This window comes from Pseudomonas sp. KUIN-1 (assembly GCF_009176725.1).
Taxonomy (GTDB): domain Bacteria; phylum Pseudomonadota; class Gammaproteobacteria; order Pseudomonadales; family Pseudomonadaceae; genus Aquipseudomonas; species Aquipseudomonas fragariae.
This window is the reverse complement of the sequence record NZ_AP020337.1, coordinates 5,434,423-5,446,808: the sequence shown is the minus strand read 5'-3', so window position 1 is coordinate 5,446,808 and position 12,386 is coordinate 5,434,423. Positions and strand designations below refer to the sequence as shown.

Annotated in this window: 11 protein-coding genes; 8 read left to right on the top strand and 3 right to left on the bottom strand. The window is 61.4% G+C overall.

Annotation, left to right across the window (positions count from 1 at the left end):
• The first annotated feature begins 21 nt into the window (after positions 1 to 21).
• Positions 22 to 855, top strand: a complete 834-nt coding sequence (locus KUIN1_RS24680) for a phosphodiesterase (RefSeq protein WP_152092345.1) — start codon at positions 22 to 24, stop codon at positions 853 to 855.
• 268 nt (positions 856 to 1,123) lie between these two features.
• On the opposite strand, the gene KUIN1_RS24675 is transcribed toward KUIN1_RS24680, so the two are convergent.
• From KUIN1_RS24675 to KUIN1_RS24665, 3 genes are all read right to left on the bottom strand, one after another.
• Complete coding sequence (locus KUIN1_RS24675; protein ID WP_162885999.1) at positions 1,124 to 3,040, bottom strand: PhoX family protein; 1,917 nt, start codon at positions 3,038 to 3,040, stop codon at positions 1,124 to 1,126.
• A gap of 81 nt (positions 3,041 to 3,121) precedes the next feature.
• Entirely contained in the window at positions 3,122 to 3,886 is a 765-nt protein-coding gene (locus KUIN1_RS24670; protein ID WP_024641367.1) for a TOBE domain-containing protein, read from the bottom strand.
• Between the two features lie 138 nt (positions 3,887 to 4,024).
• Positions 4,025 to 4,759 (bottom strand): ComF family protein, encoded by a 735-nt coding sequence (locus KUIN1_RS24665; protein WP_003402142.1) that lies wholly within the window; start codon positions 4,757 to 4,759, stop codon positions 4,025 to 4,027.
• Between the two features lie 90 nt (positions 4,760 to 4,849).
• Here KUIN1_RS24665 and bioB point away from each other — a divergent pair, with 90 nt between their 5' ends.
• The 7 genes from bioB to KUIN1_RS24630 all read left to right on the top strand — a co-directional run bounded on the left by bioB (position 4,850) and on the right by KUIN1_RS24630 (position 11,985).
• Positions 4,850 to 5,908: a biotin synthase BioB gene (gene bioB / locus KUIN1_RS24660; protein ID WP_003372416.1), complete on the top strand. Its 1,059-nt coding sequence runs from the start codon at positions 4,850 to 4,852 to the stop codon at positions 5,906 to 5,908.
• A 64-nt stretch (positions 5,909 to 5,972) separates the two neighbouring features.
• Positions 5,973 to 7,163 (top strand): 8-amino-7-oxononanoate synthase, encoded by a 1,191-nt coding sequence (gene bioF, locus KUIN1_RS24655; protein WP_011269172.1) that lies wholly within the window; start codon positions 5,973 to 5,975, stop codon positions 7,161 to 7,163.
• Positions 7,156 to 7,887 carry an alpha/beta fold hydrolase gene (locus KUIN1_RS24650; RefSeq protein WP_116886910.1) on the top strand — a complete coding sequence of 244 codons (732 nt, stop codon included), beginning with the start codon at positions 7,156 to 7,158 and terminating at the stop codon, positions 7,885 to 7,887. Before bioF ends, KUIN1_RS24650 begins: the two co-directional genes overlap by 8 nt.
• Complete coding sequence (gene bioC, locus KUIN1_RS24645) at positions 7,880 to 8,689, top strand: malonyl-ACP O-methyltransferase BioC (protein ID WP_116886911.1); 810 nt, start codon at positions 7,880 to 7,882, stop codon at positions 8,687 to 8,689. The genes KUIN1_RS24650 and bioC overlap by 8 nt, the downstream gene beginning before the upstream one ends.
• 25 nt (positions 8,690 to 8,714) lie before the next feature.
• Positions 8,715 to 9,395, top strand: coding sequence for a dethiobiotin synthase (gene bioD / locus KUIN1_RS24640; RefSeq protein WP_116829382.1), 681 nt, complete (start codon positions 8,715 to 8,717; stop codon positions 9,393 to 9,395).
• 153 nt (positions 9,396 to 9,548) lie between these two features.
• Positions 9,549 to 9,845, top strand: a complete 297-nt coding sequence (locus KUIN1_RS24635) for a hypothetical protein (protein ID WP_003419817.1) — start codon at positions 9,549 to 9,551, stop codon at positions 9,843 to 9,845.
• A gap of 334 nt (positions 9,846 to 10,179) precedes the next feature.
• Complete coding sequence (locus tag KUIN1_RS24630) at positions 10,180 to 11,985, top strand: phenylacyl-CoA dehydrogenase (RefSeq protein WP_011269169.1); 1,806 nt, start codon at positions 10,180 to 10,182, stop codon at positions 11,983 to 11,985.
• Positions 11,986 to 12,386: the final 401 nt, after the last annotated feature.

Here is a 12,386-nt window from a genome sequence, read left to right as displayed (position 1 = left end):
GTTTTTCGTAGAGAGATTATTTTGAATCGTCCGTTTCTTATTGCCCAGATCAGTGACCTGCACCTCAAAGCCGACGGGCGCCTGACCTATGGCGTGGTCGATACTCTGGGGGCGTTGCGCCGCGCTGTCGTTCACATCAATGCCAGCAAGCAGCGCCCCGACATCGTGGTGATCAGCGGTGACCTGGTGGACTTCGGTCGTGAGGACGAATACGCCGTACTCAAGCCAGAGCTGGAGCGTCTGCAGATGCCGTTTTATCTGGTGCCCGGCAATCATGACGATCGGCACAACCTGCTGGCTGCGTTTGCCGAGCAGGTGTACCTGCCGTTGTCGGCCAGCGGGCCTCTGGACTGGGTGGTGGAGAAATACCCGGTGCGCCTGATCGGCATGGACACGACCATTCCCGGCGAGCATGGCGGGCAACTGGATTACTGTCAGCTGGACTGGTTGCACGCGCAGCTGTCCCGTCGTCCTTATGTGCCGACCGTGATCGTCATGCACCACCCGCCGTTCATTACCGGCATAGGGCACATGGACCGCGAGCCCTTTGGCAATGCGTCGGCGCTGGAGCGTGTGATCGCCCAGCATCCGCAGGTGGAACGTTTGCTGTGCGGACATCTGCATCGACCGATGCAGCGACGTTTCGGCGGCAGCCTGGCGAGCATCTGCCCGGGCACCTCACACCAGATCGTCCTCGACCTCGACGAAGCCGCGCCTGCGCATTTCAATCTGGAACCGGCAGGCTACGTGCTGCACCGCTGGCAATCGGAGCAGGGATTTGTCAGCCATAACGCCGTGTTCGGCGACTATGAAGGGCCGTACCCGTTCTACGATGTGAACGGGTTGATCGACTGACTGATTGCTCATCGTTCCCACGCTCTGCGCGCGGTGTGATACACAAGTCTTGATGAGTCCGGAAAGCGGGGCTCGACGCGCAGTATCAGGCGGAGTAAAGATCCTTGTGGGAGTGAGCTTGCTCACGAAGACGGTGTTTCAGTCGATGCATTTTCGGCGATCATACAGCCCTCTTCGCGAACACGTTCGCTCCCACGGCCTCCGCCCAGAATCAATAGCAGACCTTTATATAACGATGAGCGATCTGCGTCCTCTTCCTGATTGCCGATCAGGCGCCGATAACGCCGCCATCTTCCCGGGTGATGACCATCACCGATGAGCGCGGTTTGCCGTTGGGCAAATGCTCGGGGAAGGTAGAGCCGCCGTTCTCACCGGGATGCTGGATGCCGATAAACATCGTCCGGTAGTCGGGCGCGAAGCTGATACCGGTGATTTCGCAACCGACCGGCCCGACCAGAAAGCGGCGGATCTCGCCGCTGGCCGGATCGGCGCAGAGCATCTGGTTGTTGCCCATGCCAGCGAAGTCGCCCTTGTTACTGGAATCGCCATCGGTCTGGATCCACAGCCGACCCGACCGATCGAAACTCAGGCCGTCCGGGCTGTTGAACATGTTCTGCGCGTTGATGTTGCTTGACCCGGCCTGTGGCGTACCGGCATGCACAGTCGGGTTGCCCGCGACCATAAACAGGTCCCACTCGAACGCCATTGCCGACGCATTGTTGCCGCCTTCGCGCCAGCGCAGGATCTGCCCGTACTGGTTCTTGGCGCGTGGATTCGGCCCGCCGACAGGTTGACCTTCTTCGCCACGCTTGCTGTTATTGGTCAGGGTGCAATACACCTGGCCATCCTTGGGGCTGACCACGATCCATTCCGGACGGTCCATGCGCGTGGCCTTGACCACACTGGCGGCCAGCCGTGCATGAATCAAGACCTCAGCCTGATTAGCGAAACCGGCAGCAGCATCGAGGCCGTTCTTGCCATGTTTCAGTTCGATCCACTGGCCATTGCCCTTTGGATGATCCGGGTTGCCGTTGCCTGCGTCGAATTGCGCCACGTACAAGGTGCCGTGGTCGAGCAGGTCGCGGTTGGCTTTCGGGTTCTTGCGATTGATCCGGTCGCGGCTGATGAATTTGTAGATGAACTCGCCACGCTCGTCGTCGCCCATATACACCACGGCGCGCCCGTCCCTGGTTTGCGTGAAGGCGGCGTTTTCGTGCTTGAAACGCCCGAGCGCCGTGCGCTTGACCGGCGTCGCGTCGGGGGCGAACGGATCGATCTCGACCACCCAGCCATGACGATTGACCTCGTTGGGGTTCTTCGCCACGTCGAAGCGCGGGTCGTGCGGGTGCCAGTTGATCTCTTTACTGGCAGCCACGACGCCATAGCGCTTCATGCCCGCATCGAATGTCTGCTCCGCGTTGCTGCTGCCGAAGCAGTCGGTGAAGTTCTCTTCGCAGGTCAGGTAAGTGCCCCACGGTGTCTGGCCGCTGGAGCAGTTCTGGAAAGTCCCCAGCACGCGGGTGCCGGTCTTGTCGGCGTCAGTCTTGAGCCAGTCGTGACCGGCCGCCGGGCCACTTAGCCTGATCGGCGTATTGCCATGCACGCGACGGTTGTAACGCGAGTCCTGCACGAACTGCCATTTGCCGTTTTTCTGCTGTATCTCGATCACTGACACGCCTTCTGCGGCGAGTGCCTTGCGGACTTCTTCAGCCGATTGCGGCTCCTTGCCATGCTCGAAGAGGTAGCGGTAGTTGGTGTATTCGTTGTTGATCGCCAGCAAGGCACGGTCTTTGCGACCCGGCATCGGGAACAGGCACATGCCGTCGTTGTTGTCGCCGAACTGCACCTCCTGAGCCTGGGCGGTACCCTTGCCACTCGGGTCGAACGCCGGACCGCCCGCGCGCAGAGGCTGGCCCCAACTGATCAGTACCGAGGATGTGTAACCTGCGGGCAGGCTGATGCTGTCGGCGGTGGCAGCAGGAATGCTCTGGAAGCCGAGCAATCTGCCAGACGCCGCGCTGACGCTGTCCGCCAGGACGGTGCGGCTGAGCAGGTTGCCGCCCAGGAACATCGCCGCGCCACACAGGGCGCCGGCGCTGATGAAACCGCGGCGGGTGAGGCCGACCTTATCGTCGCCGACCATGTTTTCCAGATCGGTGGTTTGGTTTTCTTCTAATAGTTTCATCATCACGGCTCCCTCGAATATGGCAGCCACCTTAGTGCGCGCATATGACGAAATTGTGTCGTGGTGATGACCTGCCAGCGCTTACAGCGGTATGCCCAGCAACACCAGTGAAGCTGCGAATCTTGCCTGCACCGTGACGCCGGTTTTCAACTGCTGTGCACGCAGGTGCTCAGGTGTCGCCAGGGCGCACAGCGTCTGGCCGCCGGGGAGTGTGATGCGTACTTCGCTTGGGCCATCTTGAGCGTCGGTCACACTGTCGATTCGGCCGGTCAGGGAATTGTTTCCATTTGTTTCTTCGCTGCTGTCTGCGTGCAGTTCCAGCCAGCCGGCCTTGATCAGTGCAACCACTTCCGTGCCGTTCTCCAGCTCCAGACGCAGCGTGCTGTCATGGGTGACCTGTGCTTCGATAAATACCTCGTCGGCCAGTTGCAGGCGAACCTGATCGTTGTGCCCCTGGCGCGTGATACTGACGATCCGCCCCAGCAACTGGTTGCGTGCGCTGGTCCGCAAGGTCAGACGATTGAGCAGGTCGAGGTCGCTGCTGTCTTCGGCGGCTTCCAGCACCTGCGCCTGCAAGGCCTGAACGCGCTGATAGAGACGCAGCACTCGCTCGCCCTCGACCGACAACTTAGCGCCGCCACCGCCGCGCCCGCCGACACTGCGCTCTACCAGCGGTTTTTGCGCCAGATTGTTCAGCTCGTCGATCGCGTCCCAGGCCGCCTTGTAACTCAGCCCTGCGCTTTTCGCCGCACGGGTGATCGAGCCCTGTTCGGCAATATGCTGCAGCAGCGCAATGCGTTGCGGGCGGCGGACCATGTGTTGCGTCAGCAAGGTGGGTAGGGACATGGAAATCCGGGGCGGTCGAGTAGGAGAGGGCAGTATGATCGCTCTTGTGCATGACGTCGAAACCGGACGCGGAGCGTCCAGGGCCGCGCTATCACGCGGAGCGTGGGAGCGATGAGAACATTAGGCCGCAGCGCCCAATCAATCCCCCGGCCTGGGCGTCCTCGCCAGGCAATACACATCCACCCGCCGCGCACCGGCGGTGTTCAATAAACCTGCAATGACCTCTGCTGTCGAGCCGGTGGTCAGAACGTCATCGACCAGCGCCAGGTGCCGGCCTTTTACCCAGTCGGGATCAATCAGGGTGAAAGCACCGCGCAGGTTGCGTTTGCGGGCCTTGGCGTCCAGGCCCTGTTGCGCGGTTGTCTCGCGGCTGCGCAACACATGCCCTTCGTCGACAGGCAGTTGCAGTTGTTTACCCAGCCAGCCGGCCAGCATTGCCGCCTGATTGTAGCCGCGCTGGCGCAAGCGTTTGTTGGCCAACGGCACCGGAATGAGGCAGTCGGGACGTGGCAGGTCTTCCTCGAAACGATGCTGCAGATAGTGCGCGCACAGTTCCGCCAGCAGTCGTCCCATGGGCCATTTACCGTTATGTTTGAAGCGGGTGATCAAACCGTCGACCGGGAAATCGTACAGCCAGGGCGCGATGACCTGGGTAAAGCCGGGCGGTTGCTTGCAGCATTGCGCGCAGCTCATGCCTGAACGGGGTAACGGCAGCGCACAGCACTCGCAAGCGTTGCCCAGCCACGGCAGCTCTGCTTCGCAGGGCACGCAGATGGGCGCGGGCACCTCACTGCGTTCATCACATAACAAACAGGATTGTTTGTTTTTTAACCAGATGTAAACCTCGTGCGGGTAGCTGGGTTGACAGCGCATGACTCTTCCTTAAATATGCCCGACATCCGTGTAGCGAGTGGGGTCTTTCCCGCCCTCGCGCATTGCCCAGAAACACCAAGGAGCCGCCCGATGAGCGCCAGCACCACCGCCACTTTGCGTCACGACTGGACTTTAGCCGAGGTCAGGGCGCTGTTCGTACAGCCATTCAATGACCTGCTGTTTCAGGCGCAAACGGTGCACCGCGCTCATTTCGACGCCAACCGCGTGCAAGTCTCCACGCTGCTGTCGATCAAGACCGGCGCCTGCCCGGAAGACTGCAAGTACTGTCCGCAGTCCGGCCACTACAACACCGGTCTCGAGAAAGAAAAACTGCTGGAAGTGCAGAAGGTGCTTGAAGAAGCCGCGCGCGCCAAGGCCATTGGCTCGACGCGCTTTTGCATGGGCGCAGCCTGGAAGCATCCTTCCGCCAAGGACATGCCTTACGTGCTGGAGATGGTCAAAGGCGTTAAAGCCATGGGCATGGAAACCTGCATGACCCTGGGCCGCCTCGATCAGGAACAGACCGAAGCGCTGGCCACCGCGGGGCTGGATTACTACAACCACAACCTCGACACTTCGCCGGAGTTCTACGGCAGCATTATCACGACCCGTACCTACAGCGAACGCCTGCAAACCCTGGCTTATGTGCGCGATGCGGGGATGAAGATCTGCTCCGGCGGCATTCTGGGCATGGGCGAGTCCCTCGACGACCGCGCGGGGCTGCTGATTCAGCTGGCGAACCTGCCGGAGCACCCGGAGTCGGTGCCCATCAACATGCTGGTCAAGGTTGCCGGTACGCCGCTGGAAAATGCTGAAGATGTCGACCCGTTCGATTTCATTCGCATGCTCGCCGTGGCACGTATTCTCATGCCGAAATCCCACGTGCGCCTGTCTGCCGGTCGCGAAGCGATGAACGAGCAAATGCAGGCGCTGGCGTTCTTCGCCGGGGCCAACTCGATTTTCTACGGCGACAAGCTGCTGACCACCGCCAACCCGCAAGCCGACAAGGACATGCTGCTGTTCTCGCGTCTGGGCATCAAACCCGAAGCGGGCGAAGGGCACGCCGACGAAGTGCATCAGGCCGCCATCGAACAGGCGCTGGTCGAGCAGCAAAGCAGCTCGATGTTCTACGACGCTGCCTCTGCCTGATCCGTTGAACGGGCTGGCATGTTCCGGCCCGTTTTGAATTGTCATCTTCCGGACCGGGGCCTGCATGTCTTTCGATCTCCGCACGCGCCTCGATGCCCGTCGCGCCGCACACCTCTATCGCCAGCGCCCGCTGCTGCAAAGCCCGCAAGGCCCGCAGGTCATCGTCGACGGCCAGCCGTTGCTGGCGTTCTGCAACAACGATTACATGGGGCTGGCCAATCATCCCGAAGTGATCGCTGCCTGGCAGGCGGGTGCCGAGCGCTGGGGTGTGGGAGGCGGGGCTTCGCATCTGGTGATCGGCCACAGCGCACCACACCACGAACTGGAAGAGGCGCTGGCCGAGCTGACCGGTCGTCCGCGCGCACTGTTGTTCTCCAATGGCTACATGGCCAACCTCGGCGCAGTGACCGCGTTGGTCGGGCAGGGCGATACGGTGCTGGAAGACCGTCTCAACCACGCCTCGCTGCTGGATGCCGGTCTGCTCAGCGGTGCACGCTTCTCGCGCTATCTGCACAACGATGTGAGCAGCCTGGAAGCCCGGCTGGAAAAATCCGTGGGCGATACCCTGGTAGTGACAGACGGGGTGTTCAGCATGGACGGCGACATCGCCGATCTGCCCGCGCTGGCCCGTTCGGCGAAGGCCAAAGGGGCCTGGCTGATGGTGGATGACGCTCACGGCTTCGGCCCTTTGGGTGCCAACGGCGCCGGTATCGTCGAGCACTTCGGCCTGAGCATGGATGACGTGCCCGTGCTGGTCGGCACCCTGGGCAAGTCGTTCGGCACTTCCGGGGCGTTCGTGGCCGGCAGTGAAGAACTGATCGAAACCCTGATCCAGTTCGCCCGGCCTTACATTTACACCACCAGCCAGCCGCCCGCGCTGGCCTGCGCCACCTTGAAAAGTCTGCAGTTGCTGCGTACCGAGCATTGGCGTCGCGAGCATCTGACGCGTCTGATTCAGCAGTTTCGTCGCGGTGCCGAGCAGATCGGGCTGCAATTGATGGACAGCTTTACCCCGATCCAGCCGATCATGATCGGTGATGCCGGTCGGGCGTTGCACCTCTCGCAGTTGCTCCGCGAGCGTGGTCTGCTGGTCACCGCCATTCGCCCGCCCACTGTGCCTGCGGGCAGCGCGCGGCTTCGTGTGACATTGTCTGCCGCGCACAGCGAAGCCGACGTGCAGCTATTATTGAACACTCTGGAGCAGTGCTACCCGCTGCTGGATGCCAGCCACTCCTCGGAGCCTGTTCATGCGTGATCGTCTGATTCTGTTGCCAGGCTGGGGCCTTGGCGTTTCGCCGCTGGAGCCGCTTGCCGCTGCGTTGCGCGGACTGGACGAGCACTTGCGGGTTGAAATCGAGCCGTTGCCGGATATCGACAGTTGCGATTTGCCAGACTGGCTCGACGAACTGGACACCAACCTGCCAGACGACGCCTGGCTGGGCGGCTGGTCATTGGGTGGCATGCTCGCGGCTGAACTGGCAGCGCGTCGTGGCGACCGTTGCTGCGGGTTGCTGACGCTGGCCAGCAACGCCTGTTTCGTCACCCAGGGGGCGTGGCCGAATGCGATGCCCGCGCAGGACTTCGAGGCATTTCTGGCTGGTTGTGCCGATGATCCGGACCTGACCCTCAAGCGTTTCAGCCTGCTGTGCACGCAAGGTGCAGAAGACCCGCGCGGTCTGGCACGGCTGCTCAAGGCCGGCGCGCCGCACTTGTCGCGAACGGCATTGCTCGACGGCCTGAAAATACTCCGGCAACTCGACACCCGCAGCGCGCTGCAAACCTATCGTGGCCCGCAACTGCATTTGTTCGCCGGGCTGGATGCCTTCGTGCCCGCCGAGGCAGCAGGTGATCTGCTGGCCTTGTTGCCGGATGTCGAAGTGGGCCTGATCGAGCAGGCCAGTCATGCATTCCTGCTGGAAAACCCTCACGGGGTAGCGGCTGCGATCCACGCCTTTCTGCACGAGCTGGACGATGACTGATCTTTCAATCCCCAAACCACCTTCTGTTTTGCCTGACAAACGTCAGGTCGCTGCGTCGTTTTCCCGCGCGGCGGGCAGTTATGACAGCGTTGCCGAATTGCAGCGCAACGTCGGTAATGAGTTGCTGGCGCGTCTGCCTGCGCAATGCAAGCCGTCTCGCTGGCTGGACCTAGGCAGCGGCACCGGCTATTTCAGCCGGTCGCTGGCGCAGACGTTCAGTGGCAGCGAAGGTATTGCACTGGATATCGCCGAAGGCATGTTGCGCCATGCCCAGCCCTTGGGCGGCGCACAGCACTTCGTTGCGGGTGACGCCGAGCAGCTGCCGCTGCGTGAGCAGAGTTGCGGGCTGATTTTTTCCAGCCTCGCGGTGCAGTGGTGCGCCGATTTCGCTGCGGTGCTCAGTGAAGCTCACCGCGTATTGCAGCCAGGCGGCGTATTCGCCTTTGCCAGCCTGTGTGTCGGCACATTATACGAACTGCGCGACAGCTGGCAGGCCGTGGACGGGCGGGTGCATGTGAACCGCTTTCGTCATGAGGATGACTATCGCCAGCTGTGCGCGGCGAGCGGCCTGCAAGTGCGCAGCCTCGACGTTCGCCCGCAGGTGCTGCATTACCCGGACGTGCGCAGCCTGACGCACGAGTTGAAGGCGCTCGGTGCGCACAATCTCAACCCCGGACGGCCCAATGGCCTGACCGGGCGCGAGCGGATCATGGGCATGGTTCAGGCCTATGAAGGCTTTCGCCAGGACGCCGGGCTGCCCGCCACCTATCAAGTGCTGTACGCGGTGCTTGAAAAAAACTGATGGACTGACAGGAAAGACTGCTGAGATGACTGCCGCCTACTTCATCACCGGAACCGATACCGACGCTGGCAAGACCACGGTGGCTGCCGGTTTGCTGCATGCCGCCCGTTCGTCCGGCCTGAGCACGGCAGCCGGCAAGCCCGTCGCGTCCGGTTGTTTGGTCACGCCACAGGGGCTGCGTAATCCGGATGCCCTGGCGTTGCTGGCCGAGTGTTCTGTCGAGCTGGATTACGCTGAAGTCAATCCGCTGGCCTTCGAACCGGCCATCGCTCCGCACCTGGCAGCACGCGAAGCCGGCGTCGCGTTGACGGTCGACTCGGTGCTGCAACCCATGCGGCATATGCTCGCCAGACAGGCCGATTTCACCCTGATCGAAGGGGCAGGCGGCTGGCGTGTGCCGCTGTCCGGGCAGAGCACGTTGTCCGATCTGGCCATTGCCCTGGATCTACCGGTGATTCTGGTGGTGGGCGTGCGTCTGGGCTGCATCAATCATGCGGTGCTGACTGCTGAAGCGATTGCCCGCGACGGTATACGTCTGGCTGGCTGGGTGGCCAACATCGTGGATGCCGACACCTCGCGGCTTGAAGAAAACCTCGCCACGCTGGTCGAGCGTCTGCCCGCACCTTGTCTGGGGCGGGTGCCGCGACTGGATGAGGCAAGTGCCGAAAATGTGGCGCAGTATCTTGATTTGAAGGTGTTGAGCTGACAGCGCCGCTATGTGGCTGACCAGCAAGACAGTTTTGGATTTTCAAGACCCAGGCTATCGTGCGGCCTAGTGCCATTAGTCTGTTTGTCGAGTATTTCCGGACAAATGCTGGTTCAATGGCTTGTGTTCGTTTTTTGAACTGAGGATCGGCTTATGCAAATCACCATGAACAACACCCTCTACCCGGGCCTTAGCGCAATGCAGGTCGGGCAAAGTCGTGTGGATCAGGCGGCCACCCAGATTGCCAGCTCCAATATCGAAGTGTCGGGCAGAAGCCAGTCTTCGGACTTTCAGCTCGAGAACCTGCGCTCGGTCGACCGTAGCCAGCGCTCGGACCTGTCGTCCAACATGGTCGAACTCGAAGCCGGCAAGGATCAGTTTGCAGCCGGACTGGCTGCGCAGAAAGCCAGCAATGAAATGCTTGGCACGCTGATCGACACCTACGCCTGATTTTCGCTGCACTTCCCGCCGTGCCTCCAGCGCACGGCGTTGCCCTCTGAATTTCTCCGCATCATTGTCCTGTATCACGCCTGCACCTGGTTTCGCCCTCCACTAGACTTTCGCTTACGTTTCTCTTGATCCGCGCACGACGTACGTCTGCGTGGTCCATGCACGGGCCGTGGACGAATGGTGCGTGCTGCGCTATTGACAAGGTTTGGGCGTAAACGTATGTTTCAAACACCTGTTTGACCGCGAGGCATACGAGATTGTCTGGCGCTTGAGGGTGTCTCTCCAGCGACCGCCCGGTCATTCGTTCCAGGATTCATCAGCAGAGGTTATCGCTATGCCTGACTACAAGGCCCCCTTGCGTGATATTCGTTTTGTTCGTGATGAACTGCTCGGCTATGAAGCGCACTATCAGAGTCTGCCAGCCTGTCATGACGCCACTCCGGACATGGTCGACGCCATTCTTGAAGAGGGCGCCAAGTTCTGTGAGCAGGTGCTGGCGCCGCTGAACCGTGTGGGCGATACCGAGGGTTGCACCTGGAGCGAGTCGGGCGTGAAGACGCCGAACGGCTTCAAACAGGCTTACAAACAGTTCGTCGAAGGCGGCTGGCCGAGTCTGGCGCATGACGTTGCGCACGGCGGTCAGGGGCTGCCCGAGTCGCTGGGCCTGGCGGTCAGCGAGATGGTCGGCGAAGCCAACTGGTCGTGGGGCATGTACCCGGGCCTGTCGCATGGCGCGATGAACACGATCTCCGAGCACGGCACGCCCGAGCAGCAGGACGCGTACCTGACCAAGCTGGTGTCCGGCGAATGGACCGGCACCATGTGCCTGACCGAGTCGCATTGCGGTACCGACCTGGGCATGCTGCGCACCCGGGCCGAACCTCAGGCTGACGGGACCTACAAGGTCACCGGCACCAAGATTTTCATTTCCGCCGGCGAACACGACATGGCCGATAACATCGTCCACATCGTGCTGGCTCGCCTGCCGGACGCACCGGCTGGCACCAAAGGCATTTCGCTGTTCATCGTGCCCAAGTTCCTCTCGGCTGCCGATGGCAGCATCGGTGAGCGCAACGCGGTGAACTGCGGCTCCATCGAGCACAAGATGGGCATCCACGGCAACGCCACCTGCGTGATGAACTTCGACGGCGCTACCGGCTACCTGATCGGTCCGCCGAACAAGGGCCTGAACTGCATGTTCACGTTCATGAACACTGCGCGTCTGGGCACTGCACTGCAAGGTCTGGCGCACGCCGAAGTCGCCTTCCAGGGCGGCCTGCAATATGCCCGTGATCGCCTGCAAATGCGTTCGCTGACCGGCCCCAAGGCACCGGAAAAAGCCGCTGACCCGATCATCGTTCACCCTGATGTGCGTCGCATGCTGCTGACCATGAAGGCGTTCGCCGAAGGCACGCGTGCCATGGTGTACTTCACGGCCAAGCAGGTCGACATCGTCAAGTACAGCGAAGACCCGGAGCAAAAGAAAGCCGCTGATGCATTGCTGGCGTTCATGACCCCGATCGCCAAGGCGTTCATGACGGAAGTGGGCTTTGAAGCCGCCAACCACGGTGTGCAGATCTACGGCGGCCATGGCTTCATTGCCGAGTGGGGCATGGAGCAGAACGTTCGCGACAGCCGGATTTCGATGCTGTACGAAGGCACCACCGGTATCCAGGCGCTCGACCTGCTGGGCCGCAAGGTGTTGATGACCCAGGGCGAAGCGCTCAAGGGCTTCACCAAGATCGTGCACAAGTTCTGCCAGAGCAATGAAGGCAACGAAGTTGTGCAGGAGTTCGTGACGCCACTGGCTGCGCTGAACAAGGAGTGGGGCGACCTGACTCTGAAAGTCGGCATGGCGGCGATGAAGGATCGCGAAGAAGTGGGTGCTGCATCGGTGGATTACATCATGTTTTCCGGCTATGCCTGCCTGGCGTACTTCTGGGCTGATATGGCGCGTGTTGCGGCCGAGAAGCTGGCGGCCGGTGCGTCGGACGAGGCGTTCTACCGCGCGAAGATCCAGACCGCGCGTTTCTACTTCCAGCGCATCCTGCCGCGCACCCGCACCCACGTGGCGGCCATTCTGTCGGGCGCTGCCAACCTGATGGACATGAAAGAAGAAGACTTCGGCCTGGCTTACTAAGCGTCGCTGCTGTCATGAAAACCGCCTGATCGCTGATCAGGCGGTTTTTTTATGGGTGCGTTTTAGCGCATGGCTGTAATCGAATCCCTGGCGAGACCTGAGAAGGAACCCTGGCCACGCGCATAGTCACGAGGCGTGTTCTCCAGGAGACCTCTCGTTCCGCACGCTCCGCGTGGGAATGCATTTCGTGACGCTCTGCGTCACACAGCGGTTCTGCGACATCAGGTGGGTTTGGGCTCGGCTCAGGTCACCTTTTCGCCCCTCGGCGAGTTACTTTGATGAGGCCAAAGTAACCAAAACCTTTCGCTCCGGTTTCCGGCCCGACTTCGTCGGGTTCCTTCGCCCTGTCACTGATCCGGGGGTCGCCGCAACGGGCCCTCCATGGCCCGGTGCGGCTAGCC

Excerpts from the sequence above, each read along its gene's own strand:
- KUIN1_RS24675 (WP_162885999.1), bottom strand. The coding sequence starts at position 3,040 with ATGAAACTATTAGAAGAAAACCAAACCACCGATCTGGAAAACATGGTC.
- KUIN1_RS24670 (WP_024641367.1), bottom strand. The coding sequence starts at position 3,886 with ATGTCCCTACCCACCTTGCTGACGCAACACATGGTCCGCCGCCCGCAA.
- KUIN1_RS24665 (WP_003402142.1), bottom strand. The coding sequence starts at position 4,759 with ATGCGCTGTCAACCCAGCTACCCGCACGAGGTTTACATCTGGTTAAAA.
- bioB (WP_003372416.1), top strand. The coding sequence starts at position 4,850 with ATGAGCGCCAGCACCACCGCCACTTTGCGTCACGACTGGACTTTAGCC.
- bioF (WP_011269172.1), top strand. The coding sequence starts at position 5,973 with ATGTCTTTCGATCTCCGCACGCGCCTCGATGCCCGTCGCGCCGCACAC.
- KUIN1_RS24650 (WP_116886910.1), top strand. The coding sequence starts at position 7,156 with ATGCGTGATCGTCTGATTCTGTTGCCAGGCTGGGGCCTTGGCGTTTCG.
- bioC (WP_116886911.1), top strand. The coding sequence starts at position 7,880 with ATGACTGATCTTTCAATCCCCAAACCACCTTCTGTTTTGCCTGACAAA.
- bioD (WP_116829382.1), top strand. The coding sequence starts at position 8,715 with ATGACTGCCGCCTACTTCATCACCGGAACCGATACCGACGCTGGCAAG.
- KUIN1_RS24635 (WP_003419817.1), top strand. The coding sequence starts at position 9,549 with ATGCAAATCACCATGAACAACACCCTCTACCCGGGCCTTAGCGCAATG.
- KUIN1_RS24630 (WP_011269169.1), top strand. The coding sequence starts at position 10,180 with ATGCCTGACTACAAGGCCCCCTTGCGTGATATTCGTTTTGTTCGTGAT.